The sequence below is a fragment of the Labrenzia sp. PO1 genome (assembly GCF_012273635.1).
Classification (GTDB): Bacteria; Pseudomonadota; Alphaproteobacteria; order Rhizobiales; family Stappiaceae; genus Roseibium; species Roseibium algicola.
Genome location: NZ_JAAXCR010000003.1, coordinates 151053 through 176978 on the forward strand (window position 1 = coordinate 151053; position 25926 = coordinate 176978).

Below are 25926 nucleotides of genomic sequence, written 5' to 3' on the forward strand. Positions count from 1 at the left end.
TTCTCCCAATTCAATGAATGCGGAAACAAGAAGGAAATTATAGAAGTTGCGGCTTCGCCGGTTCAGGACGCTGACATATCAACGTGGCCGCGGCAGGTGCCATCCGAGAAAGTTCCACGGTACACCGGTTCGCCGGCCAGACCTGTCGCCCACAGCTCAGCTGAAACAGGGTCCGTTTCACCATCAAAGGACATCAGGTAGGTATTGTGAAACGAAACGACCCCCATGTTCTGAGAAACATCGTTGCTGACTACTTTGAAGGAGTGTCCGTTGTCCGTCTCACGGTGCTCAGCGCCTTTGTCAGATGCGCTTGTCTTGTAACCGGATCCATACCTTTTGGTGCACACCGACATGTCACCGTCAGCATCGACAGTTGTTATCTTGTCAAAGGAAAGACTTACGTCGGCTGCGATTGCTGGCAACCCGAAGAGGCTAATTGTTGCCGCAACTGTAAGTGATTTAATACTACGAGCATTCATCATCTTCTCCCTTCATTTCAAAGAAACGAAATGACGAGAGGAGCGTATCAGCAAATTTTTTAAGTGCTAACCGAATAAAATTGATGAATTTATACAAGCTAACTTTAGGTGAATTTCTGCTTAATCGATGGTATTTTAACGAATATTGATTGGAATATTGTGAATATTCTTATCTTTTTCAAGTGATTGTTTTTACACGAGAAAAACTCAGCTTTCGCTGAAATGGCAACTCTGTCGCGACGACATTTTCATGCTGAAAATTAAGACATGAAGCAATCGCGTCCCTGTTTGGGGCACGCTTTTGGAAGTTCCGATGAACACGTGCAGGCCAGACAAACAAAAAACCGGGTGCAGTTCGCCCCCGGTTTTTCCAAGTCTCGTGGGATCAGGTTGCTTCGTTCAGGCGTTGGCTACGTTGTCCAGGAAATGCCCGACTTCATTCTTCAGAATATCGGTTTTCTGCGACAATTCGCTTGAAGCGCCGAGAACCAGATTGGCGTTCTGACTGGTCTGGGCGACTGCCTGCGATAGATCCGACATGTTGGTCTTTACGGAACCTGTGCCCTCGGCAGCCCGCTGAACGTTGACCGAGATTTCGCTCGTTGCAGCACCTTGCTGTTCGACTGCCGCTGCAATGGTTGAGGTGTATTCGTTGACCTCTTCCATAGTCTGTGTGATCGCCTCAATTGCGACAACGGCGTCCTTGGTTGCGTTCTGGATTTCGGAGATCTGCGAGCTGATTTCCTCGGTGGCCTTGGACGTCTGGGTTGCCAGTTCCTTTACTTCGGCGGCAACGACTGCAAAACCCTTGCCGGCCTCGCCGGCGCGTGCGGCTTCGATCGTTGCATTGAGGGCCAGGAGATTGGTCTGCTCTGCGATCGCCTGGATCAGGTTGACGACTTCGCCGATCTTGGTGGCTGCTGTCGAAAGGCTTTGAACCTTTTCGTTTGTGACCTGTGTGCCTTCGGTTGCCCGATCGACAACCTGCGTGGTCTGGTTCACCTGACGGGAGATTTCCTGAATAGAAGCGGCAAGCTCCTCTGCGGCGCTTGCAACCGTCTGAACGTTCTGTGTCGCTTCGTCGGTTACACCATAGGTGCTATCGGCAAGGCTGGAGTTCTGGCTGGCGATAGCGCTGAGATCCTGAGCGGTGCCATCAAGTGTCTGTGCCGTTTCTGCAACGGAGCCCAGGACTTCTGTCGCTTTCTCGCGGAAACCGGAAATCAGCGCCTCAATGCGGGCTTGCCGCTCTGCACGCAGGTGCTGGTCTTGCTCTGTTTCCGACTGCAGGCGCAGTCGCTCAACAGCGTTGTCGCGGAAGACCTGCATGGTTCGGCTCATGTCGCCAATCTCGTCACCGCGCCCGGTGCCGTCGATCTCGACATCCGTGTCACCTTCCGCCAGGCGGGACATGGTTTCGGTGGTCCGGCGAAGAGGGCGTGTTACCGCGAAGTTGAGTGCGATAGCCATCCCAACTCCGGCCAGGATGGCTGTCAGAAGGGCGAGGCTGATAACGCCAAGTGCGCTGGTGCTGGAGGCTTGTGCAGCAGCGCTCTGATTGGTGGAGATGGTGGTGATTTGCGTCTGCACTGTCTGAGACAGTTCCGTCATGGTGTCGATCTGTTCGGCGAGCTGGAGCTGGTTTGAAGCCAGTTCGGAAAAACTCGCAGCGAAGCTGTCGATAGAGCTCTTCACAGCCGGGACGATGTCGGAGATCGCCGGGAAGTCCTTGGCGCTCGATTCGAGCCGGGACGCCAGTTTGTCGAGGCCCTCGATACCGGTCGTCACGGTCTGCTGAGACGTGTCGCTCGGCGAAAGCATGAAGTAGAACGCGGCGGCCTTTACTGCGTTTGCGTCTGCCTCGATCTGCATAACCGTGTCCGCGACACTGTCGACGACATAGAAACGCTGGTTGATCTGGTCAGCCTGTGCATAGACATTGTCGATGGCCACATTTGCCTGTGAACGGATTTCCTTCACATCGGAAACAAGCTGCTCGAACCCCGCCTTGGCGGCATCTGTCAGGTCGAAGATCGCAATGTAGTCCTTCGTCTCGGTCAGTTTGCCGAGTGTCTGCTCCAGTTCGGCCGTTTTGGCAGCAAGCTGCTGGAACTTGCCCGGGTCGACGCCGTCAAAGCTGTTTGCTGCCATCTGCTTGGCAGAAGGCACAAGCAGGGCAACCCGATCCTTGATGTCCGAAAGCTGCTTGGCGTTGTTGGCTGCAGCGTTGAAAAGATTTTGAAGGGTAAGTGCCTCTTCCTGGAAACCGGCGGCAGCCTGGCCGACCTTGTTGGCGAGTACCAGCGTCTTGCGTGCGTTTGTCTCGTCCTGGCTGACGCCGTCTCGCGCCATCAGGGCCTTGCCGAGGATCTCCGAAGAGATCTTCTCAAGATTTTGCACAGCGCCATCAAGTTGCTGTTGCTTTGCGGTCTGTGTCTGCGTCAGGCCGACGACCTCTTCGAAAGCCTCACGGAATTGCTTTACAGCGGTAGCTGCTTCAGCGACGGGAACCTGAGCTTCGGGATCAGTCTTGAGCTGGTTCTGGAGCGTTTCAAGTTCGGCACTCAACACACCGATGTCGGAGATTGTTGCCTCAGCTGTCTGAAGGTCCTGTGAGGACAGGAAGCTTTCCTTCTTGCTTGCCAGGTTTTGCAACTGGGCAATGGCGGAAGTTGACTGTTTGGCAACCTCCATACGCTCCGAGAGGGTCAAGACGCTGTATGCGCCAACACCACCTACAATGCCCGTAAGGGCAACAACGGCAGCAAAACTACCGCCGACTTTTACCCCAAACTTCAAGTCAGAAGCGAACTTCAGGAAACTCATGTTAACCCCTCGAAACCCCAGCGTATTCAATGTGCGCTATTTGTTTGAAAGGGTAAGCAAAAATTCCTTATTATTCGTGAAAATTCTCTATTACGGGAATTTATGGTGTAATTACAACGATTAATTCTTTATCTCATATGTAAATAAGGAAAATTAGAGAAATATCATTTCGATTTTTATAAGCATGCTTTCTATTTTTTTGTTTCATTTTATTTTTTGGAAAATATTCGATATTTTCTATTCTCTTGAGTAATGGCAGGTGAATGCTTTTTTTCTTGCCTCGATTGAGAAGGAAAAATTTTTCTTGGATTTGTTTTGTTTCCGCTGGGTAACAAAATAAAGAAGACGCCCGGCAATAAAGCCGAGCGTCTTCCGTTTTGATATGCATTCAGCTGAAATGCTGCTGCAAATTTCAGGTGCTTGTCTGTGTGCGGCCTTAGCGGCGTTGGTCGATCGGCGTGTAGTCGCGCAGTTTCTCACCAGTGTAGAGCTGACGCGGACGGCCGATGCGCTGGGACGGATCTTCCACCATTTCCTTCCACTGGGCGATCCAGCCGACGGTACGGGCCAGAGCGAACAGAACGGTAAACATCGTGGTCGGGAAGCCAAGCGCGCGCAGCGTGATGCCGGAATAGAAGTCGATATTCGGGTACAGCTTCTTCTCGACGAAATATTCGTCGTTGAGCGCGATTTTTTCCAGCTCCATGGCAACGTCCAGCAGCGGATCGTCCTTGATGCCGAGCTCGCCGAGAACTTCGTGCGTGGTCTTCTGCATGATGCGCGCACGCGGGTCGTAGTTCTTGTAGACGCGGTGACCAAAGCCCATCAGACGGAATGGGTCGTTCTTGTCCTTGGCACGAGCGACATATTCCGGAATGCGGTCCACGGAGCCGATTTCCGACAGCATGTTGAGCGCTGCTTCGTTGGCGCCGCCATGTGCCGGCCCCCAGAGGCAAGCGATACCGGCTGCGATACAGGCAAACGGATTTGCACCGGAAGAACCTGCCAGACGAACCGTGGAGGTCGATGCATTCTGCTCATGGTCGGCGTGAAGAATGAAGATGCGATCCATGGCGCGGGCCAGAACCGGGTTCACCTTGTATTCCTCACAAGGGACCGCGAAGCACATATGCAGGAAGTTTGCCGCATAGCTCAGGTCGTTGCGCGGATAAACGAATGGCTGACCAACGTGGTACTTGTAAGCCATTGCAGCGATGGTCGGCATCTTCGCGATCATGCGCAGGGAGGCAACCATGCGTTGGTGCGGATCGGTGATGTCGGTCGAGTCGTGATAGAAGGCGGACAGCGCCCCAACCGTTCCGACCATGACTGCCATCGGGTGGGCGTCGCGACGGAAACCGGAGAAGAAACGGTTCATCTGTTCGTGGATCATCGTGTGGTAGGTCACACGATTGACGAAGTCGTCCTTCTGGGTCTTCGTCGGCAGTTCGCCGTAGAGCAGAAGATAGCAGGACTCCAGGAAGTCGCCGTGGTCGGCGAGTTGCTCGATCGGGTACCCGCGGTAGAGCAGGGTGCCTTCGTCACCATCAATATAGGTGATCTTTGACTCGCAGGAGGCGGTGGAGGTGAAGCCCGGGTCGTAGGTGAACATGCCGGTGTCCTTGTACAAGGACGAGATGTTCACAACCGACGGTCCGATTGATCCGTCAAGAACGTCGAATGCGTGGTCGTTACCACCGACATTGAGCTTGGCGTTGTTGTCGGCCATTCAGAAACCCCTTTACGTTAAACGGATGTGCTGTCCTGGTTTGACCCTTCAGGCGATGGGTCCCGTTTCCGGTTGCCGGACCAGCACTGGAGACTTTTTCGCGTCTTGCGTAGCCCATTTACTGCACTGCCGCAAGCTGGCCGATATAACGCTTTGGTCAAAGACGGATTTCGCCAACCAGAGCGACTGCCGGAAGCTTGGCTTTTGCCTAAAAATGCATCCGGCAGTGCTTTGTCTCAGGCTGCCTGATCCTGAATTCTGGCAAGGGATTCTTCCCGGCCAAGAGCGATCAGGACGTCATAAATGCCGGGTGACGTGCCTCGGCCCGTCAGCGCGGCCCGTAGCGGCTGCGCCACCTTGCCCAGTTTCAATTCCTTGTCTTCCGCGTAGGCCTTTACAGCAGTTTCCAGCGGGTCCGCGCTCCAGTCAGAAGCGCTGGAAAGAACTTCGTGAAGATCCTTCAGGATCGCCCGGGCCTCGTCGTCCAGGATCTTCTGGGCCTTTTCGTCGGTGTCGAGCGGGCGCTGACGCCACAGATAGGAGGCGCTTTCCGTCAGTTCGACCAGGGTCTTGGCCCGTTCCTTCAGTCCGGGAAGTGCAGCAAGCGTGGTGTTCTCGTTGTCACCGTCGGCAAGCCAGGCGAGAATCTGGTCGCCGCCTTCGGCGTGTGCGAGATAGACCTTCCAATGGCCCAGCAATTCGCCGTCATCGGTCGCGCGCATGTAATGACCGTTGAGGTTCTCAAGTTTCTTGAAATCGAAACGCGCAGCCGACTGACCGACAGCGTCGAAACCGAACCACTTGATCATGTCTTCGAGCGAAATGATCTCCTCATCACCATGGCTCCAGCCGAGACGTGCCAGATAATTCCGCATGGCCTGCGGCAGATAGCCCATCTCGCGATAGGCTTCGGCGCCGGTCGCACCGTGACGTTTGGAAAGTTTTGCGCCGTCCGGCCCGTGAATGAGCGGAATATGCGCCATTGCCGGTACATCCCATCCCAGAGCCTTGAAGATGAGCGTCTGGCGGGCCGCATTCGTCAAGTGATCGACGCCGCGGATGATGTGTGTGATGCCCATGTCGTGATCGTCCACCACAACAGCGTGCATATAGGTCGGCGTTCCGTCGGAGCGCATCAGTACGAAGTCATCAAGGTCCTTGTTCGGGATCACGACGCGACCCTGAACGAGATCGTCGACCACTGTCTCGCCTTCCTGAGGGGCCTTGATGCGGATAACTGGGTCAACGCCGGCCGGGGCTTCGGAGGCGTCTCGCTCGCGCCATGTCCCGTCATAGCGGGGCGGCTTGCCCTCGGCGCGGGCTTTCTCGCGCATGGCGTCAAGCTCTTCCGGGGTGCTGTAGCAGCGATAGGCCGTGCCGTTGGCCAGCATTTCCTCGACCACTTCCTTGTGGCGCTCAACACGGGAGAACTGGGAGATCGGGTCTCCGTCCCAGTCGAGCCCAAGCCAGGACAGGCCGTCAATCAATGCGTCCACCGCTTCCTGCGTGGAGCGAGCCCGATCCGTATCTTCGATCCGCAGCAGCATCTTGCCGCCGTGATGACGCGCGAAGAGCCAGTTGAAGAGCGCGGTGCGGGCGCCGCCGATATGCAGGAACCCGGTCGGGGATGGGGCGAAGCGCGTGACGATGTTCTGTGCCATGGTGCTTTATGAAAGTCTCTGTCAGTATGACGGCGCGGAGCGCGCCGGATTGGTGGCGCGGTCTTAGCACAGGCTTTGGCGAGGCTAAATAGGGGCTCCGGCCATTTCTTGGACCAAAACGAGGAGCTGAAGTGACGTCACGGTCCGGTCCGCTCGATATTTCTGCCGGCCGGTCGCAAACGGCAACCCTTGATGTTGAGCGCGAGGATTTATCACCTGCCGTGCTCACGCCTGAAGTACGTGAGAAACGGAGTTCAAGGCCAGCGGGCGCTGGTCACACTTATTCTGCTCACAATGCGTCAGCAGATCGTCTTTGGGATTCGCAAGGGCTGTTGTGGTGTGCCTTCGCGTTTGCCGGGGGAATTGGTGTCTACGTTTGGTTGCCCGAAGAACCTTCCTGGGTTCTGTTGGGAGTTCTGGTCCTGCTGGTAAGCGCGGTTCTCTGGCGTGTGAAGCGGCGCGGCACGGTGGCGGTTTCCGTCGTTCTCTTCCTGGCATTCTTTGCCGGACTGGCAGCCTCCAGTCTTCGAACGGCATATGTTTCGGCGCCTCGCCTTGCCGAACAGATGAACGCGGATTTGGCTGGCTACATAGAAGAGATTGACAGCGCGGCAGCCGGTCACCGGATCGTGCTGGCCGTATCCTCGGTCAATGGGCGTCCTGTCGAGGAGGGCGAGTTCCCCGCTAAAGTGCGCTTGCGCGTTCCGGCAGGAAGCGACATTGAAGTGGGGCGCACCGTGAGCGTCAGTGCGCGGTTGTTTCCCCCTGCAGGTCCCGTCTTTCCAGGAGGATACGATTATTCCTTCCGGGCCTTCTTTCAGCAGATAGGTGCGACGGGTTTCAGTTTCGGGTCCCCCGAGGTCATCGAGACTGAGGAGGCTGGAAATGAATTTCGCCCTGCCGTTGCCGTTGCCAAGCTTCGAATAGACCTCGCGGAGCGTATTAGGAGCAATCTTTCGGAAGGGCCGGAAACCGCACTGATCGTTGCTCTTCTGGTTGGAGACCGCAGCGGTATAACCGAAGAGCAGGAAGAGATTTTACGGGCCGCCGGATTGGCTCACATTCTTGCAATTTCCGGGCTGCATATGGCGCTCTTTGCCGGTGGCGCCTATGGGGCGGTCTTGCTGCTCTTTTCGTTGGTGCCGATACTGACGCTCAGGTGGCCGGTGCATAAATGGGCCGCGCTTTCAGCCCTTGGTGCTGCTGTTATTTATCTGCTTCTGTCCGGTGGTGCGGTTGCGACGCAACGATCGTTCCTGATGATCGCGATTGTCTTTGTCGGAATTCTGGTGGGGCGACGCGGCCTGACCCTGCGAAGCGTAGCGTTGGCTGGCCTCGTACTCTTGCTGATTGCTCCTGAGCGGTTGTTTTTCCCCGGCTTCCAGATGTCCTTCGCTGCCGTGATCTGCCTGGTCGCCGTATATGACCTGTGGCGGCAGCGAGATCGTTCCCTGTCATCTGGTGAAAGAGTGTCCGGATGGGGCATGGCGACTTGTCTTTACCTCGGCAAGTGGGCTGCAGGGCTGTTCGTAACCGCATTGGTCGCGGGGCTGGCGACCGGCATTATAGGAGCTCATCACTTCAGCCGCATCGCGCCCTATGGCCTTGTCGGCAACTTGCTGGGAATGCCGGTGTTTTCACTTGTTGTGATGCCTATGGGAGTACTTGCATTCGTTCTGATGCCCTTCGGCCTTGCGGCTCTCCCTCTGGCTGTCATGTCTTTCGGAGTTTCACTTCTGTTGAAGGTTGCTTCCTTTACCGCAGCCCTGGATGCCGGCAGCGGAACTTCCGGAAGGCTCGACGGGGCTGCTGCATTGCTGTTGCTATCAGCATTATTTGCCGGATTGTTGGTGCCTGGCAGAAAGCGTGTGCTCGCAGGAGTGCCTCTCGTCGCAGGAATATTGATTGTTCTCACCAGCCGGCCTCCGGATATCCAGATTGCTGCAAGCGGCTCTCGAATAGCTGCCCGCGATGAAACGGGAACTTTGCGTTACGCAGCTAGGGGGAGATCGTTTGCAAGTGATCTCTGGCTGCAGTCGGAAGGAGTGAGGAATGATGCGATCTTGTCGCGCAAGATGAAATCGCCTCAAAGAAATTGCGATGACGACGGTTGTGTCATCAGGGCCTACGTCAATTCAGAGGACGCAGAACGGCTGGATGGCAGGCAATCGTTTCTTGCAATCGCGCAGCCAAAGACATTTGAAGCGTTTCAGCTGGATTGCCGATATGCCGATTTGGTCGTGACCGATCTTGTCGCTCCGGAGAGCTGCGGCGCAGCCCTCGTCCTGGATCACGGTACGCGCACCGAACGTGGTGCCGTCTCCATCTGGCTATCGCCCGGTGATTTCAGCCAGGCCGTAAATGCTACGAGCGGTGCCAGTGCACCGGGCCATCCGCCAAACGAAAATCTGAAAATCGAGAAACTGAAGTTTGCCATCCCTGATCCACCGCGCCCCTGGCATCACCAGGGTACGGTAACGAGAGACAGCCTGCGTCTAGCCGAGCGCGCCTCGGTGGCCGAAGCGCGCGCAGAGGAGTGACTGGTCAATACTGACGAAACAGGGCAACGAGGCGGCCCTGAACACGAACGCGGCCGGGACCGAAGATCCTGGTTTCATAAGCCGGGTTGGCTGCTTCAAGAGCGATGGAAGCGCCTTTCTTGCGCAGCCTCTTCAAGGTGGCTTCTTCATCGTCCACAAGTGCAACAACGATGTCGCCACTGTCGGCGCTGTCGGTCCGGCGGATAAGAACAGTATCACCGTCCAGAATGCCGGCCTCAATCATGGAATCACCACGAACCTCCAGCGCGTAGTGTTCCCCGCGACCAAGCAGGTCCTGCGGCACTGTGATGGAATGGCTGTGTGTTTGAATGGCCTCGATGGGCACACCGGCTGCAATGCGGCCCATGACAGGAATTTCCGTAACACTGGACACCGGCACCGGTGCAGCTTTTTCCGGCTCCGGTTTGCCGAGTGAGCCTTCAATGACTTCAGGTGAGAAGCTGCCTCTTGGTCGTGGAGCACCCAGGCCGGGTGCGATGGAGTCCGGAAGACGAACAACCTCCATGGCTCTGGCCCGGTTCGGCAGGCGCCGGATGAAGCCACGTTCTTCAAGCGCGGTGATCAGGCGGTGAATGCCAGACTTGGAGCGCAGGTCGAGCGCATCCTTCATTTCGTCGAAAGACGGCGGCACACCGGTTTCTTTCAGTCTTTCGTGAATGAACATGAGCAGTTCGTACTGCTTGCGCGTCAGCATGTAGGCGTCCCCTGACCGAGAAAACATCTGGTACAAATCAAGAACATGGTACCTGTTCTCATTGTGTTCTGCAAGGGTAAATGTTCTCTTACTGTTCTTGGCTTCGAACAAGTTGCCGTATTCAATCCGTCTCCGATATCGGATTTAGGTCATCCTTCGATCCGGTCAGGATCAGCAGTTCACAGGTGATCAAAGTCGGCGCGCCACCAGCGGTGAGAATGCCCCGATGCAGTCCACCGTCGAGATCAACGGCGCGGATTGGGATACAAAGCTCTTGTTCCGGATTCGCGCCAGCGTTTTCAGTCAGGAGTATCTCGGAGATCAGACCTGTCATCGGCTGGGCATCGCGAAACGCTGCTCCGGCCAGACTGCCCAGTCCATAGACTTCGTAGGAGGGGGCTTTCAGCTCTTTTGCGAGTTCTTGGATGCTGTCCGTCAGGTCGGCAAACGGAGCGAGTGTGGTGATAAGCGCATTGTAGTCGGTTGTCCGTGACTGTTCGTCATCCTGTTGCACACGAAACAGCGTGAATTCGGTTTCCGGATCCAGCGATGCCACGAAGGCTGCGCCTTGCAGGCCGTACCCTTTGATAGCCCCCTGATGCGCAACCTTCAGCGTATGCGGCAGTAAGTGGCCAAGGTGCTCGACTTCTTCCTCGTGCCAATAAGCGTGTACATGAGCGAACCATTCACCATCTCGTATCCCGAGAATGGCAACTGCGGACTCCAGCGTTGCGCCTTTCGAAGAGTGCGTGTCGCTATACCAGGCTGCATGTCTGTCATCGATTGCACAGGCAGGCATCACAAAGTCGAACGCTTCGAGCATCAGCCCGGAAAGATCGAGAACGGCGGAGCTCAGTCCTTGGTGCGTGGCGAAGCGGCCCAGCGCCTCCAGCAAGGGAGTTTGCTCTGCCAGGGAGATTTCCAATGGTTTCGCCAGACATCTGGCATGGGGGAGCCGATTGATGGCAGAAGGGCCGGGATGACGAATGTCGGACAGAGACCTGGGGGCGGGCCGTCTCACAACAGGCCTTTCTCGGTCAAATGCTCCCGCACCAGTTTCTTGGTGATCTTGCCATAGGCACTTGTCGGCATTGCGGGAATGAAGAGATAACGTGCAGGCATCTTGTAGCGGGCGATCTTGCCGTTCAGATAGTCGCTGAGTTCCTGAGGGTCGGGTGAATTGTCTGGGGCAGCCACACAAACGGCTAGGCCAACTTCGCCCCATTGCCTGTCCGGAATCCCGAGAATTGCGACCTCGGAAATATCCGGATGTGTAAGCAGCACTTCCTCGACTTCCTTCGGGTAGACGTTGGAGCCACCAGAAATGTACATGTCCGACGCTCGGCCTGTCAGGAAGAGGTACCGCTGTTCATCCATGTGACCGATGTCTCCGGTGCGGAACCAGCCGTTCCGGAAAGACTTCTGGTTGGCGTCTTCGTCTTCCAGATAGCCAGCACAGACTGCCGAACCGATGACGCAGACTTCACCCGTTTCATTGGGGGGGAGATGATTGCCATCCTCGTCCTGGATCGAAACCTCTATACCAGTTCGCTCCGTACCGCAGGTGCCGCTGCGTGCCTCAGGTCCATCCTCCAGAAAATGATCCTGTGGCCGCAGCACGGTGATGTTTCCGGTGACCTCGCCAAGTCCGTAGTATTGAACCAGAACGTGCCCCAATTTCTGGAGTGCCAGCTTCTGGTCCTCTCTGTACATGGGAGCCCCCGCATAAATGACGTGACGAAGGCTCGAGTGATCGTACTGATCAACAGAAGGGTCTTCCACCAGGCGTTTGACGATTGTGGGAACGGTGAAGAGATTGCTGACCTTGTGTTTTTCGATCAACTCGAATGCAGTCGAGGGATTGAAGCCACCTCCGGGCAGGAGAACATGTGTAGAACCAACTGATAGCTGGGCAATCAGTTGTAACCCTGCGCCGTGTGACAATGGGGCTATGACCAGCGACGCATCGCGCTCCGTCGTCCCGGGCAACAGGTCTGCCATGTAGTTGACGCAAACGAATCCGATCTGCCCGTGACTAAGGACAACTGCCTTCGGGCGGCCGGTTGAGCCTGAGGTGAAGAACAGCCAACAGGGATCGTTATAGTCCACTGCCTCGTTCTGCAGGACCTGTCCCTGGTAACGGGAGAGGAGATCCTCATAGCTTGTGCCAAAGTCGCTGGCTCCAATTGTAATGCATCCTGTCAGCTGATCTCTGGCGTTTCGCACTGCATCGGCCTGAGCACCAAAATCAGCGTCACACAGGAAAACCTTCGCCTTCGCTTTTACCGCAGCATAGGCCGTTTCGCCCGGAGCCTGTCTGAAATTGCAGGGAACCCAGATGGCTCCCAGACGAAATGCGGCCAACATGATCTCGATCATCTGATGCGAGTTCTGGGCCTGGACCAGCAAGCTGTCGCCCTTGGAAACGCCGAATTCCGATTGGAGACCCTTGGCAAGTGCGGAGACCTGCGAATCGATTTCTGACCAGCTCAAGGTGACCCCATCCTCGACAACTGCGGGACCTGAGGGCCACCGGGCAGCGTTCCTGGACAGAAAATGCGCAAGATTGGCCACGCGATTGGAACAGCGCTCCACCATCTAAGTTTGCCTCCCGACTACTGGTTTTTTCAGACGTTAGGTTGATGGCAGTCCGTTTGACAAGTTGAGATTGGCATTCAGGCCGTTCCGCTTTCTAGGTAAATCGTGCAAGTATGCCGCCGATCGGTTTCGACGTTTGCCTGAGGATTTCGAATGAGTGAGATGACGATTATTGATTGGGACGATGCCTATTCAAATGCTGCCTATATTCCGGGCGCTGACGATTTCATCGTGCGCTGGGCGCAGGAAGCGGAAACCTTCCGGAAAAGCTGGGTCGAAAAGGATCTGGATGTCGTTTACGGGGAAGGGGATCGTCAGCGGTTCGATGTGTTTCGGCCGCAGAGGAAGTCCAAGGGGCTCGTCGTGTTCGTGCACGGAGGCTACTGGCTGAGATTCGACAAAAGTTCCTGGTCGCATTTTTCTAGCGGCTGCCTGGCAAGAGGCTGGACGGTATGCATGCCGTCGTATGAGCTGGCTCCTGATGCGCGGATCGCAGATATCACGCGGCAAATCTCTGTCGCGATTACGAAGGCGGCTGCTCGCGTTGGTGGCCCGATCCGTCTTGCCGGGCATTCCGCCGGTGGGCATCTGGTCACACGCATGATTTGCGAAGACAGCCGGTTGCCGAAAGACGTTCTGGATCGAATCGAGCGTGTTGTTTCCATTAGCGGTTTGCACGACCTTCGCCCGCTCAGAAACACGGTGATGAACAAGTCCTTCCAGATGAACGAAGACGATGCCATGGCCGAAAGTGCGGCATTGATGGTGCCCGCCGTTGACTGTCCGGTTGTCGCCTGGGTTGGCGGAGCGGAGCGTCCGGAGTTTCTAAGGCAATCGAAACTCCTTGCGGATACCTGGCCAATGGCCACCTACAAGGAGGATCCCGGCCGCCATCATTTCGATGTCATAGACGGTTTGAAGGATCCCGATAGTGAACTGACGGAAACCTTGCTGGCCCCTTGAGCCACTCACGAGGAGGCGCATATGCGTACTGAAAGCGACAGCATCGGCGAAATAGACGTGCCGGAGGACAAATACTGGGGGGCACAGACACAGCGCTCCTTGAAGTATTTTTCCATCGGTAGCGACCTGATGCCGATAGAGCTTGTCCACGCTTATGGCGTTTTGAAGAAGGCAGCGGCCCTAGCAAACGAAGAGCTGGGGTTGCTGGATGCAGATCTTGCTCGGTTGATTGTCCAGGCAGCCGACGAAGTAATTGATGGAAAACTTGACGACCATTTTCCGTTGTACGTGTGGATGACCGGCAGCGGAACACAAACCAACATGAACGTGAATGAAGTGATCTCCAATCGCGCCATTGCCCTTGCCGGTGGTGTGCTGGGGTCAAAGGATCCGGTTCATCCGAACGATCACGTGAACCTGTCTCAGTCGTCCAATGACAGCTTTCCCGCAGCCATGCACATGGCCGCTGCACTCCAGGTGACACATCGCCTTTTGCCCGGCGTGCAGATGCTCCACAAGAGCCTGCAAGACAAAGCCGACGCCTGGGACGACATCATAAAGATCGGCAGAACGCATATGCAGGACGCCACGCCTTTGACGCTTGGTCAGGAGTTTTCCGGTTATGCGGAAATGCTGCGTCAGGACATTGAGCGCATCAGTTTTGCCCTAAAGGATGTCTATGGACTGGCGCTGGGCGGAACCGCAGTCGGGACGGGCATCAACGCTCATCCCCTTTTTGCGGAGTTGTCTGCCACCCGGATCGCGGAACTGACGGACTTGCCGTTCTATACGGCTCCGAACAAGTTTGCGGTTCAGGGGGCGCATGATGCTCTTGTCATGTTGAGCGGAGCCTTGAAGACGCTTTCAGTGTCCTTGTTCAAGATCGCAAACGATATTCGCCTCTTGTCCTGCGGGCCCCGCTGCGGTTTCTTTGAGCTGAAAATTCCGGCAAACGAGCCCGGCTCTTCGATCATGCCAGGCAAGGTCAACCCGACGCAGTGCGAGGCACTGGCGATGGTTGCGGCACAGGTGATGGGCAATGACGTCGTCGTCGGGATAGGTGGCGCCAGTGGCTACCTGGAGATGAATGTCTACAAGCCGCTGATGATCAATGCGATCCTGCAGTCGGTAAAGATCATGGGCGACGGTTGCACCAACTTCTCCCTTTTCCTGGTGGAAGGCATGGAGCCGAACGAGAAGCGCATCAGGGAGTTTCTGGATCAATCCCTGATGCTGGTGACTGCGCTAAGTCCGGTGATCGGATATGACAAGGCCAGTCATGCCGCACACCATGCGTTTGAGCATGATCTGACCTTGAAGCAGGCGTGCCTTGACCTTGAATTCGTCAGTGCGGAGGAATTCGACCGGGTTGTTGATCCGGCGAAGATGGTCCAGCCGTCGCTTTAGGTCGGCCGAAAGTTTCCTGATGAGCGCTTTCGTGATGCGCTGGGCAATTCGGCGTACGACTACAAGAGACCCCTTTGCGCGAGATTGCGCATGAGGGAGCTTATGCCGAATGTCCATTGCGGACATTCGGTCGAAAGCCGGACGGTGTTGCTCAATCGACCGAGGCCCGGACTTTCGATTGTAACGACGTCGCCCAGTTTGTGAGTGAAACCTTCTCCGGCAACGTCCCGGTCCTGCGTCGGTGCGAAGAGGGTACCGAGAAACAGCATGATCCCGTCGGGATACTGATGGTGGCGGCCCAGGGTTTGCCGGACCAGATCCAAAGGGTCCCGACTGATTTCCTTCATCGAAGATCTCCCCTTCAGGATGAAGCCGTCCGTTCCCTCCACCGTCAGGTCCAGTTCTGCCAGTCGAACGTCATCCAGAGAATATCCCTGGTCGAATAGTCGGATCATCGGTCCGATGGCACAGGATGCATTGTTGTCCTTTGCCTTGGACAAGAGCAGAGCTGAACGGCCCTCGACATCACGCAGATTGACGTCGTTTCCAAGCGTTGCGCCAACAATCACACCCTTTGAAGAGACTGTCAGAACCACTTCCGGCTCTGGGTTGTTCCAGCTGGACACCGGGTGCAGTCCGACGTCGGCTCCGGTGCCGACAGAGGAAAGAACCTGCGCCTTGGAAAAGACCTCGGCATCCGGGCCGATGCCGACTTCCAGGTATTGGCTCCAGAGCCCCTCGGAGATAAGCGCTTGTTTGACCTTGGCAGCTTCTTCGGATCCGGCTCGCAGGTTACGCAGGCTGTCGCCGATGGTTGCACCTACCCGTGCCCGTATGGCTTCGGCCTTTTGAGGATCTCCTGCCGCTTTCTCCTCGATCACGCGTTCGACCATGGAATTTGCGAAGGTCACGCCACATGCCTTCACTGCTTGTAAATCGCAGGGAGCCAGAAAATGCAGGTTGGCGAGATCGCTGCAGGTACCAGCCGCGATTTCATCCAGAGTGCCAAGATCTTCTCCTTTAGCTGCGGCAACATAGGCAGCCGGTTCCGTTAGTTCGCAAATATCCCGAACGGTGGGGGCGGCTGCGGACGTGATGTCGAAAACGCGGTTTTCTCGCAGTGTGACGACGGCGGGCCCTTTGACATCGGGTCGCCAGACACGGCCCAAAAATGTGCCGGAGGACAATTCGGTTTCTGAATAGAATTTCATGGCGTTCCCAGGTTGGCCGTTAGGCCATCATTGTTGGTTTTCCCTAGTCTGCTGGGAAAATTCTCAGTTGTCCAACAAATGTGGAAACGCAGGCGCCATTCCATAGGTTCGCTAGAGAGAGTGGGTATCTGGTCAGGAAATTACCGGTGTCTCTCTCTGTTAGCCAGACAGACCAACAGGTTTGCCGGCAACCAGGTCACTCCTGGAGGGCTGACGCGACCAGCTTGTCCGCCATGGCCTTGTTTTGCACCAGCATGTCTTTCATGCGTCCACGTGCCAGTTCTGCGTCTCCGGAATCGATCGCTTCAGCAACGCCTACGTGATTGCGACGTGCAATCTTTTCTTCCGGGGGGGTTCGTTGTGAGGCGGCATAGGAAAAGAGCATGACCGCGTAGATCAGATTCTGGAGCTGGGAAAGCATCTGATTGCCACTGGCCTGCAGGATCGTGGCATGGAACATGTAGTCGGCGCCGATCATGCTTTCCTGACCATCCAGAGGATGGATGGCGCGCGCGGCCGCAAGAATGGTGTCGCGTTGCTCCCGGCTTGCGTTGACGGCTGCCAGGGCGGCGGCCTCCGGCTCGAAAATCAGTCTGAGGTCGGTTGCTTCCGCATAAATTCTCGCGGTCTGCGGACTTCTTGGGTCATGCCAGCGAATGACGTCCGGATCGAGAAGGTTCCAGTCGTCAAAGGGGCAGACCCGAGACCCATATCTGCGTGCCGTTCGAACGAGCCCTTTGCCGCAAAGCACCTTGATGGCTTCTCGGACAACAGTTCGCGAAACACCGAGGCTGTCGACAAGTTCGTCCTCACGCGGAAGGATCGCGCCTGTCGGATATTCTCCCCGCGCAATCTTTCTACCGAGATGTTCGACCGTATCTTTGACTGCCCCCGTCGGCAGGGATGTGAGGACCTTGTCCGGAAGTTCGAAGAAATTACGCTTTTTATTATCCATTCAACAGACTCAGGCAGTCGGGTCTTTCCAATCGAACTTGATCGGCGAGACCAGCGTTGTGTCCTGCGCATGTTTTACAAGCGAATTTTATAAAATACTAGATTTAATGAGTTGCCACGACGTTTTGCAAAGCTAATACGTCGCTTCTGGAGTCTCTTTATGTCGCTGCTGTTTGAATTATTGACCATTCAGGCAAGGAAATGAATTCGCTGCTTTGAAATTTGTAGGACAATTACTCGGGGGCTAACCATCCAGAGCATAAAGCCTTTGTGCAAGTTTTCTGACGCCGGTGTTCTTGAAGTGCCGGATACTTGCAGGTGGAACTAAATAGACAACTCCGGCGGCCAGTCCATCGCGCCAGCGCAGCTGCACTTCGGCAACGGTTTTTGGGACGGCATCGAAGACGTAGAACTCTTCCGGCAGGTCGGTAACCTCGTTCAGCACGAGACGGACACCTCCATCGGAAATGTCCCTGATCGTGCAATCGCAAATAAATTCATTGTCCAGACTTGCAAGTTTCGCGGGTCGCAATCTTGTGCGTTGGCGCGGATGCAGGCGACGCTGAATTGCTGCGGCAATGGAGTCCCGTTTCGAAGACAGAAATGAAAACATGGCACAACCTCAGTTGTTGGGTCTTGATGGGGCGAGCGGTCCCGTTGGCCTTAAGGGCTCTGGTCTGCCGGAACCGGGGAGTGCGGGCCGATAGCTGGGATCTCCCAGTGTCGAGGGGCGGTGTGTGACTGGTGATTGTGCGTTCCGGCAAAGGCGATATGCAAGATCGTACAAACCGCGCCAACCAGCCGGTGTGCTGCCAAGGTTGTCCAGCACTGCAAGTGCACCGCCCGTCAATGCACCCCTGCGTGCTCCACTTAGGCCTTCCCAGGCGCCGCCTGCAACGGCTCCTTCCATCGCACCGTCGACGATCGGCATGTCCGATTGATCCGGGTTGATGTGCGCATCTGCATAGGCTCTTGCGTAGGCGTCGCAGTTCGTGGTCTGGGCTGAGGCTTCTGGTGCCAGGCAGGCAACTGAAGCAGCGATTGCAGCCTGCAGGAGCCCGGCCTTCGCCAGCTTGACACGGTGCATCGTGAAGGCGCGACATATGAATGGTTGGACCGAGGGTCTGGCTGCTTTCCTTGCGCGGGTCGGCGGCTGCAGACGTTTCATACGCTTCTCCCAAATACCGAATATTGAAAGGGCAGGGGCGCCCGCACCGGTAATGCATGCACACCGAAGATTGCGCGAAACTTGCGTCGCAGGCTTCCGGGAAGGAACCCTGCCAAATCACGGTCGAACAGTTTCGGGCAAGCTTGGCTGACTATCCCTTGGGGCAACCTGAGCTGATAGGAGGTCTTCTATGGAACCTGTGTTCCTGACCAAACTCGTTTCGAATAGCAATGACTGGCTGTCCGTCCGCCAGGCGACCATTGCCGAAAACATTGCCAACGCCAATACGCCAGGCTTCCGCTCCAAGGACCTGGAACCGTTCACAACCGTGATCAGCAAAACCCAGCTTGCCATGACCGCAACCCATGACGGCCATCTTGGTCAGACCATGGAAGCCGCGCGCAAGTCCGATGTCGAAAAGGCGGACAGCTGGACGGTCACGCATTCCGGTAACTCCGTCAGCCTGGAACAGGAACTCATGAAGGCAGGAGAGGTCGCGCGCGATCATTCGTTGAACGCCAGTATCGCGAAGTCCTTTCACCGCATGTACCTCTCCACAGTGAAATCCTAAAGGAAAACAATCATGTCTGATCCGCTTTCCGCAACCTTGCAGATTTCCGGCGCCGGTCTCAGAGCGCAGTCGGAGCGGTTGAGAGTTGTGTCCGAAAACCTCGCCAACGCCCGCTCTACCGGCGAAGCAGCCGGCGATGATCCCTATCGGCGTAAGACCATCACGTTCGAAAGTGAATTCAACCGCGCCGTCCAGGCCAACCTGGTCTCCGTGAAGGACATCGGCAAGGACAAAGCCGAGTTCGCGGTGGAATACGACCCCGGCCATCCGGCGGCGGACGAGAACGGCTACGTCAAAATGCCGAATGTCAACACGCTGCTTGAACTGGCCGATATGCGCGAAACCAACCGTTCTTACGAAGCCAATCTGAAAGTCATGACGCAGGCCCGCGAGATGGTCATGCGCAACATTGACCTGTTGAGGAACTGATCATGATCAATGAAATCTCCGCGCTGACATCGTCGACCGACGGCGTCCTGAAAGCAGCCTCCACCACCAGGTACACGGCGAGCACGCCGGATCTTGGCGGCACGGGCGCCGTGGGCGAAACCAGTTTCTCCGATGCGATGGCGAAAGTTTCGACCGATGCGATCGACAAGATCAAACAAGGCGAAGCGGTATCGATTGCAGGTGTCGACGGACAGGCTTCGGTTCAGCAGGTGGTCGAGGCCGTAATGGCTGCTGAATCGACCCTCCAGACCGCAATTGCCATCCGCGACAAGGTCGTGAGCGCCTATCAGGAAATCAGCCGCATGTCGATCTGATCGAAGGCTTGGCCTCGATAAGCGATTGTAATTACCAGGAGAAAATCCATGAAAGCCCTTGCTATCGCCGCGACCGGCATGAGCGCCCAGCAGACGAATGTCGAAGTGGTCGCCAACAACATCGCCAACATGAACACCACGTCCTTCAAACGTTCGCAGGCGGAATTCTCAGACCTTCTCTATCAGGCCGAGCGCCTGCAGGGCGTGCCGAACCGGGGTGGTGAAGATCCTGTACCGGAAGGTGCTCAGCTTGGTCTGGGCGTTCGTACCGCCGGGATCCGCAAACTCCATGCCCAAGGCTCGCTGACCAACACCGGCAACCAGTTCGATGTTGCGCTCGACGGGCGGGGATGGTTCGAAATTACCGGTCCTGATGACGAAACACTGTTTACCCGAGCCGGTTCGTTCAACAAGAATGCAGACGGCAGACTGGTGACCATTGACGGCTATGCCGTCGAACCGGCGATCATCATTCCGCAAGAAACCATTGAAGTTGTCGTCAATGAATCGGGTCAGGTCTATGCCAAGGTCGATGGCGAGATGACGCCTCGTGAACTTGGACAGCTGACGCTTTCCAATTTTGCCAACGATGTCGGTCTGGAACCAGTGGGTGGCAACCTTTTCCGTGAAACCGAGGCCTCTGGCACGCCTGTTACCGGTGTTGCGGGTGATCCGGGTTTCGGCGTGGTTCGCCAGGGATATCTGGAAAGCTCCAACGTTGATCCGGTAAAGGAAATCACTGCCTTGATCAGCGCTCAGCGCGGCTATGAAATGAACTCCAAGGTCATGAAAGCCGCCGACGAGATGGCCGGTACCGTCACCAACGGCATTCGCTAACAGGGAGAAGGTGATGACGATCCGATCCCTTTTCCTGGTGCTGGTCATGATCTTCAGCACCGGGGCAGCGAAAGCAGCCGGAGGCATAGATCTGCCGGTTCCGCGCCAGACTATACCGGCTGGAACCGAAATCACTCACCAGGATCTGATCGAACGATCGTTTCCAACGCGGACAGCACAGCAATTCGCGGTGTCTACCAACAGGGGCCAACTGGTTGGCATGGTTGCGCGGCGTACGTTGCTTCCAGGACAGCCCGTACCGATAAATTCGGTCGAAAAGCCGGTCCTTGTTCGTCGTGGTGAGCCGGCGCGACTGGTTTTCCGTGAGCAGGGGCTGGTGATCATCATGCAGGTGGAAGCTCTTCAGAACGGCGGAGCCGGCAACTTCGTACGCGTACGCAATGTCGATAGCGGTCTGGTTGTTTCCGGGCGGGTTCAAGAAGACGGCACCATACGTGTGGAGAACTGATTTTATGACCCGGTTACTCGTTTTTGTTCTGGCTGCACTGTTGGCCTTGCCGGTGTCGGCAATGTCCATGGTGCGGATCAAGGACATCGCCAGTCTGCAAGGGGTGCGCGACAACCAGCTTGTCGGCTATGGCCTCGTTATCGGTCTGAAAGGATCTGGCGACACGTTACGCAATTCCCCATTCACGGAGCAATCGCTGCAATCGATGCTCGACAGTCTGGGGGTGAACGTACGCGATGCGCGACTGCGGACGCGTAACGTAGCAGCCGTTGTCGTGACCGCCGAAATGCCGTCTTTTATCGGTCAGGGATCGACGATCGACGTAAGTGTGTCCTCGCTTGGCGATGCGACGTCACTTGCCGGGGGTACCCTCATCGCTACCCCTTTGCTGGGAGCTGACGGGCAAATCTACGCGGTTGCGCAGGGTCCGGTTGCAGTATCCGGTTTCTCGGAGCTGGGGCAGGCGGAAAGCCTGACCCAGGGGATACCGACCGTCGGTCGGGTTCCAAACGGTGGTCTCATCGAAAGAGATTTGCCGGCTAAATTTTCGCAAATACCCAATCTGGTTCTCGAACTTTCCAATCCGGATTTCCGCACCGCAGTGCGTATTGCCGATGCGATCAATCAGTTCACCAGGGAGCGATACGGCATCAAGGTGGCCAAGGAGCGAGACTATCGCACCGTGGTACTCACGCCTCCGCAAAACATCAGTGTCACGCGGTTCATCGCTGAAATCGAGGCTATTCGGGTGACGCCTGACCAGATTGCGAAGGTCGTGATCGATGAGCGAACAGGGACTGTGGTCATAGGCAAGGATGTGCAGATTTCGACCGTTGCGATTACCCATGGCAATCTGACGGTTCGTATATCGGAAGCACCCGAGGTTTCGCAGCCGTCGCCGTTTTCGCTGAATGGCCAGACAGTGGTCGTGCCACGAACATATGTCGATGCTCAGGAAAGCGGTGGTCAACTGGCTGTCGTCGGTGGAACGGACCTGCCCACACTGGTGCGGGGTCTCAACCGGATTGGTCTGCGACCAACTGGTATCATCGCCATCCTTCAGGCGATCAAGACAGCCGGCGCGCTGCAGGCGGAACTCGTGGTGCAATAAGTCAGACTTGCTCCTAGCCCAACAGGGAAACCAGCACTCATGTGGTCTGAACCCCTGAAGGCCGGGGAGATGTCTCCTTCATGTGAGCAATTCTGAAACGCCGCTTTTTGAAGCGGCGTTTTTTTTGCGACAGCCTCACGCAAGCTCGATCTCCGATTGTGCGGTCAAAGAGGTTCTGCACAAGGGAAGGCCTTATGCCACGACATTTGGACCGCGGCCGCACATTCACGCTTCTGGTGCTTGCGGCAGTTTCGCTCACATTCGGCGGCCAGGCCATTGCCCAAGCGCCGCGTCAGAAGCCGCAGGCACGCGAAAGCGCGATTGCGCCCGTACCGCCACAGGACAGCGAGCTCTATTGCAAGAACATCGCCGAAGCGGCTTCGGATGCGCGCATCAAGTGGCAGACCTGGAAACTGATCAGCCTGGAGGCAAGCCTCCGGGACAGGATTGAAGAATTGCAGCGCAAAGAGCGCGAATTCGAAAAATGGGTCGAGCGGCGCGAAGACCTTCTCAACGAAGTCGAGGATCAGGTCGTCTCCATTATCGGGCGCATGCGTCCGGAAGCAGCTGCGGCGCAGCTGCAGACGACCGACGAGGAAGCCGCTGTTGGCGTTCTCCTGAAACTGAAGGCCCGTGTTGCAAGCAGCATTCTCGACGAGATGGAGCCTTCCCGTGCTGCCCAGCTGACCCAATCGATGATGGGCCTGACCCATCCCGAAATACAACGGAGTTTCTGATGCGCGCTTTTGTGATCTCCCTAGGAGCTGCGATGCTGACCGGCTGTGCCGGGCAGCTGGAAGACGTTGGCCGCGCACCGGAGATGTCTCCGGTCGGGTACGGCCTTGCCGTTCAACAGCCGGCAGCTTATCCGCTGAGCACTTTCGGGCAGGGCACGGTCAAGGATTACAACTCCTTGTGGGCCAGCGGTCGCGACAATTTCTTTGCAGACCCGCGTGCGAAGAAGGTCGGTGATGTGCTGACCGTGACCATCCAGATCAATGACCGCGCGAACATGGACAACAGTTCGGATCGCCGCCGCACTTCCGATATCGGTTGGGGTGGCACCTTGGATTACGACTGGGATGGCATCGGGCATGGCGGCAGCGGCAATCTTGGCGTTGATTCCGGCTCCGGATCCGCGGGTTCCGGCTCTATCGATCGGTCGGAAGAAATCCAGCTGTCCGTTGCGGCCGTGGTCACGGACCGCCTGCCGAACGGCAACCTGGTGATCTCCGGCTCGCAGGAAATGCGCGTCAACTTCGAGATGCGCATCCTGCAAATCGCCGGGATCGTGCGTCCGCGGGACATTCAGGCCAACAACACCATTCCTTACGACAAGATTGCCGAAGCGCGGGTCTCCTATGGTGGTCGCGGCAGGATCACCGAGGTTCAGCAACCGGCCTGGGGGCAGCAGATCTACGACATCGTGACGCCCTTCTGAGCCCTTCCTGAAAGTACCGGAAAGACCCAAATGCCTAATATCATTGAAGTTCCTTTTGAGGGGGCGCGGGAAAATCAGCGCAGCTCCGGTTTCGTCGCGGCGTTGGTGCTCCTGACGCTGATTGGCGGTGGCGCTGGAGCGGGCCTTGCAAAATATGTTGCGGACTATACGGAAGAGGAAGTTCATGGCCGGCTTCGCCAGCAACAGAGCTTCACCGAAACGCTGCCGTTTTCGCCTTCGACACGCCTGCAGACGCTTGAACCGCTCGTGACAAATCTGGCGTCGCCGCAAGACGCCTGGATCAGATTGCAGGCTTCAATTCTTCTGGAAGACGATCCTGACGGCGATGTTGGTGTGCTCAAGAAAAAGGTCGAGGATGATTTTCTAGGCTACATGCGCACGCTTACGCTCTCTCATCTGGAAGGGGGGATCGGTTTGCAGCATCTTCGCGAAGATCTCACCGAGCGCGCTCAGACACGCACCAAAGGTCAGGTGAACGAAGTCATTCTGGAATCGGTGGTTATTCAATGAGCCGTCTTCTTGTTGCCGGCCTTGTACTGGTCGCGATGACGGGGGCTGCGGCTGCCCAGGTGCCGGATCTTTCCGCGTTGCTACCTGCAGGAGAGGGCAGTGCCAGCGGCCGTATCATCCAGATGATTGCACTCTTGACGGTGCTTTCTCTGGCTCCGGGCATCCTGATCATGGTGACAAGCTTCACCCGATTCGTGATCGCTTTCTCGTTCCTGCGGTCCGGTATCGGTCTTCAAACAACACCGGGTAACCTGATCCTCATTTCGCTCGCTCTCTTCATGACTTTTTACGTCATGGCTCCAACTTTCGACAAAGCCTGGGAGCAGGGTGTTCAGCCTCTGATGAACAACGAGATCTCCGAGGAAGAGGCCTATGTGCGGATCACAACGCCATTCCGGGACTTCATGCTCAGCCAGGTGCGCGAAGAAGATCTCGTTCTCTTTGATGATCTTGCAGCCGGCCGCGTGACAGAAAATGAAGCGGCCTCTGCAGAGGAAGTTGAACTGCGTGTCTTGATCCCGGCTTTCATGATTTCCGAGTTGCGCCGGGGTTTCGAAATCGGATTTTTGATCGCGTTGCCGTTTCTCGTGATCGATATGATCGTCGCAACGATCACCATGTCCATGGGTATGATGATGTTGCCACCAACAGTCATATCGTTGCCTTTCAAGGCGTTGTTCTTTGTTTTGATCGACGGATGGAACCTTCTGGTCGGTAGTCTTGTGCGATCATTCTTGTAACCGACGGGGGCGTCGGGGCGCAAAAGGGCGGGGCCGAAAGGCTCCGCTTTTTTGTTTTTGGCGATAAGATCGTGCGCGACTATATCTTTTGGTCAAAGATTAGGTCTTGGAGAAATTCGAAAAAGATCAAATTGCCCGTATCGACGTAAGCTTCACGCAAGATTGAGCCGCTAGGGTCCTTTTCACAGCAGGTTGAACCCCAAACTACCCACGGTTCAAAAGCATGACGCTGCTCCTGCTGTGCCGGTGCAAACCCGGCATGTCCCAATCCAATCCAGTACACACTGACACATTGAAGGGACATATCATGTCTAGCTTGATGACGAACGCTTCCGCAATGACCGCTCTGCAGACTCTGCGGAACACCAGCGCCAACCTGGCAGAGACGCAGAACCGCATCTCCACCGGTTATCGCGTTGCCGGCGCGGAAGACAACGCTGCCTACTGGTCCATCGCAACCACCATGCGTTCTGACAACATGGCTCTTAGCGCCGTTGAAGACTCTCTGGGTCTGGGTGCTGCGACCGTCGACGTCATGTACACTGCTATGGACAGCACTGTTGATGTCATGAACGAAATCAAAGCCAAGCTTGTTGCTGCCCGTACTCCGGGTGTCGACCGCGGCAAGATCCAGTCCGACATCAACGAACTGCAGAACCAGCTTAAGTCGACTGCCGAATCCGCTGTTTTCAACGGTGAAAACTGGCTGTCTTCCGACGTGACCACCGTTACGTCGAAAGAAATCGTCAGCTCCTTCACCCGCGTCGGTGGTGCGGTTTCCGTTCTGACGACCACGGTTGATATCACCGCTACCCAGCTCTATGACACCACGGGTGGTGGTACCGGTATCCTCGATCGTGCTCTGACGAACGGTAACGTTGTCGACACCATCGACATCTCCGCTCTGACGGACAGCGCTGCCGACCTGACCACTCTGGAAGGCATGATCTCGGATGTCGACGAAGCTCTGGGCCTCATCACAGACTCCGCAACCCTGCTCGGTTCCACCAAGAAGCGCGTTGATTTGCAGAAGGACTTCGTGTCCGCTCTGATCGACTCGATCGACCGTGGTGTCGGCCAGCTCGTGGATGCTGACATGAACAAAGAATCGACCCGCCTCCAGGCTCTGCAGACTCAGCAGCAGCTCGGTATCCAGGCTCTGTCGATCGCCAACCAGGGTTCGCAGAACATTCTGTCCCTGTTCCGTTAAT

Annotated in this window: 25 protein-coding genes; 14 read left to right on the forward strand and 11 right to left on the reverse strand. The window is 56.3% G+C overall.

Going from position 1 to position 25926, the window contains the following annotated elements:
• Positions 1-62 precede the first annotated feature (62 nt).
• From HCG46_RS15705 to gltX, 4 genes are all read right to left on the reverse strand, one after another.
• On the reverse strand, positions 63-479 hold the full coding sequence (locus HCG46_RS15705; protein ID WP_168686770.1) for a hypothetical protein: 417 nt from the start codon (positions 477-479) through the stop codon (positions 63-65).
• Between the two features lie 399 nt (positions 480-878).
• Entirely contained in the window at positions 879-3305 is a 2427-nt protein-coding gene (locus HCG46_RS15710) for a methyl-accepting chemotaxis protein (RefSeq protein ID WP_168686771.1), read from the reverse strand.
• A 436-nt stretch (positions 3306-3741) separates the two neighbouring features.
• Positions 3742-5034 carry a citrate synthase gene (gene gltA, locus HCG46_RS15715; RefSeq protein WP_022998477.1) on the reverse strand — a complete coding sequence of 431 codons (1293 nt, stop codon included), beginning with the start codon at positions 5032-5034 and terminating at the stop codon, positions 3742-3744.
• 236 nt (positions 5035-5270) lie between these two features.
• Positions 5271-6695 (reverse strand): glutamate--tRNA ligase, encoded by a 1425-nt coding sequence (gene gltX / locus HCG46_RS15720; protein WP_168686772.1) that lies wholly within the window; start codon positions 6693-6695, stop codon positions 5271-5273.
• Positions 6696-6916: 221 nt separating this feature from the next.
• Between gltX and HCG46_RS15725 the strand changes: the two genes are divergently transcribed.
• Positions 6917-9235, forward strand: a complete 2319-nt coding sequence (locus HCG46_RS15725; protein ID WP_353621826.1) for a ComEC/Rec2 family competence protein — start codon at positions 6917-6919, stop codon at positions 9233-9235.
• Between the two features lie 4 nt (positions 9236-9239).
• Here HCG46_RS15725 and lexA read toward each other — a convergent pair whose 3' ends face one another.
• The 3 genes from lexA to HCG46_RS15740 form a co-directional block, all read right to left on the reverse strand.
• Complete coding sequence (lexA, locus tag HCG46_RS15730; RefSeq protein WP_022998485.1) at positions 9240-9950, reverse strand: transcriptional repressor LexA; 711 nt, start codon at positions 9948-9950, stop codon at positions 9240-9242.
• Positions 9951-10071: 121 nt separating this feature from the next.
• The gene (locus tag HCG46_RS15735) at positions 10072-10875 is read right to left on the reverse strand and encodes a hypothetical protein (protein ID WP_209009496.1); all 804 of its coding nucleotides are present in this window, start codon (positions 10873-10875) and stop codon (positions 10072-10074) included.
• A gap of 92 nt (positions 10876-10967) precedes the next feature.
• Positions 10968-12548: an acyl-CoA synthetase gene (locus HCG46_RS15740; protein WP_168686774.1), complete on the reverse strand. Its 1581-nt coding sequence runs from the start codon at positions 12546-12548 to the stop codon at positions 10968-10970.
• Between the two features lie 153 nt (positions 12549-12701).
• Here HCG46_RS15740 and HCG46_RS15745 point away from each other — a divergent pair, with 153 nt between their 5' ends.
• Complete coding sequence (locus HCG46_RS15745) at positions 12702-13511, forward strand: alpha/beta hydrolase (RefSeq protein ID WP_205838566.1); 810 nt, start codon at positions 12702-12704, stop codon at positions 13509-13511.
• A gap of 21 nt (positions 13512-13532) precedes the next feature.
• Positions 13533-14918 (forward strand): class II fumarate hydratase, encoded by a 1386-nt coding sequence (gene fumC / locus HCG46_RS15750; protein ID WP_168686775.1) that lies wholly within the window; start codon positions 13533-13535, stop codon positions 14916-14918.
• A gap of 59 nt (positions 14919-14977) precedes the next feature.
• Here fumC and HCG46_RS15755 read toward each other — a convergent pair whose 3' ends face one another.
• The 4 genes from HCG46_RS15755 to HCG46_RS15770 form a co-directional block, all read right to left on the reverse strand.
• Positions 14978-16129 carry a fumarylacetoacetate hydrolase family protein gene (locus HCG46_RS15755; RefSeq protein WP_168686776.1) on the reverse strand — a complete coding sequence of 384 codons (1152 nt, stop codon included), beginning with the start codon at positions 16127-16129 and terminating at the stop codon, positions 14978-14980.
• Positions 16130-16325: 196 nt separating this feature from the next.
• Positions 16326-17084 carry an FCD domain-containing protein gene (locus tag HCG46_RS15760; protein ID WP_168686777.1) on the reverse strand — a complete coding sequence of 253 codons (759 nt, stop codon included), beginning with the start codon at positions 17082-17084 and terminating at the stop codon, positions 16326-16328.
• Positions 17085-17327: 243 nt separating this feature from the next.
• Entirely contained in the window at positions 17328-17696 is a 369-nt protein-coding gene (locus HCG46_RS15765) for a PilZ domain-containing protein (protein ID WP_022998492.1), read from the reverse strand.
• A 9-nt stretch (positions 17697-17705) separates the two neighbouring features.
• Positions 17706-18251 carry a hypothetical protein gene (locus HCG46_RS15770; protein ID WP_168686778.1) on the reverse strand — a complete coding sequence of 182 codons (546 nt, stop codon included), beginning with the start codon at positions 18249-18251 and terminating at the stop codon, positions 17706-17708.
• 190 nt (positions 18252-18441) lie between these two features.
• Here HCG46_RS15770 and flgB point away from each other — a divergent pair, with 190 nt between their 5' ends.
• From flgB to HCG46_RS15825, 11 genes are all read left to right on the forward strand, one after another.
• Positions 18442-18822: a flagellar basal body rod protein FlgB gene (gene flgB / locus HCG46_RS15775; protein ID WP_022998493.1), complete on the forward strand. Its 381-nt coding sequence runs from the start codon at positions 18442-18444 to the stop codon at positions 18820-18822.
• 12 nt (positions 18823-18834) lie between these two features.
• On the forward strand, positions 18835-19251 hold the full coding sequence (gene flgC / locus HCG46_RS15780) for a flagellar basal body rod protein FlgC (RefSeq protein ID WP_022998494.1): 417 nt from the start codon (positions 18835-18837) through the stop codon (positions 19249-19251).
• Positions 19252-19253: 2 nt separating this feature from the next.
• Positions 19254-19586: a flagellar hook-basal body complex protein FliE gene (locus HCG46_RS15785; RefSeq protein WP_022998495.1), complete on the forward strand. Its 333-nt coding sequence runs from the start codon at positions 19254-19256 to the stop codon at positions 19584-19586.
• Positions 19587-19634: 48 nt separating this feature from the next.
• Entirely contained in the window at positions 19635-20423 is a 789-nt protein-coding gene (flgG, locus tag HCG46_RS15790) for a flagellar basal-body rod protein FlgG (RefSeq protein WP_022998496.1), read from the forward strand.
• A gap of 13 nt (positions 20424-20436) precedes the next feature.
• Positions 20437-20892: a flagellar basal body P-ring formation chaperone FlgA gene (gene flgA / locus HCG46_RS15795; RefSeq protein WP_055654468.1), complete on the forward strand. Its 456-nt coding sequence runs from the start codon at positions 20437-20439 to the stop codon at positions 20890-20892.
• A gap of 4 nt (positions 20893-20896) precedes the next feature.
• Positions 20897-22003 (forward strand): flagellar basal body P-ring protein FlgI, encoded by a 1107-nt coding sequence (gene flgI / locus HCG46_RS15800; RefSeq protein WP_055654466.1) that lies wholly within the window; start codon positions 20897-20899, stop codon positions 22001-22003.
• A gap of 194 nt (positions 22004-22197) precedes the next feature.
• Entirely contained in the window at positions 22198-22740 is a 543-nt protein-coding gene (locus HCG46_RS15805; RefSeq protein ID WP_055654463.1) for a MotE family protein, read from the forward strand.
• Positions 22740-23444 carry a flagellar basal body L-ring protein FlgH gene (gene flgH, locus HCG46_RS15810; protein ID WP_168686779.1) on the forward strand — a complete coding sequence of 235 codons (705 nt, stop codon included), beginning with the start codon at positions 22740-22742 and terminating at the stop codon, positions 23442-23444. The genes HCG46_RS15805 and flgH overlap by 1 nt, the downstream gene beginning before the upstream one ends.
• A gap of 30 nt (positions 23445-23474) precedes the next feature.
• On the forward strand, positions 23475-23975 hold the full coding sequence (locus HCG46_RS15815; RefSeq protein WP_055654461.1) for a flagellar basal body-associated FliL family protein: 501 nt from the start codon (positions 23475-23477) through the stop codon (positions 23973-23975).
• Positions 23972-24715, forward strand: coding sequence for a flagellar type III secretion system pore protein FliP (fliP, locus tag HCG46_RS15820; RefSeq protein WP_022998502.1), 744 nt, complete (start codon positions 23972-23974; stop codon positions 24713-24715). The genes HCG46_RS15815 and fliP overlap by 4 nt, the downstream gene beginning before the upstream one ends.
• Positions 24716-25022: 307 nt before the next feature.
• On the forward strand, positions 25023-25925 hold the full coding sequence (locus HCG46_RS15825; protein ID WP_031268437.1) for a flagellin: 903 nt from the start codon (positions 25023-25025) through the stop codon (positions 25923-25925).
• Position 25926: the final 1 nt, after the last annotated feature.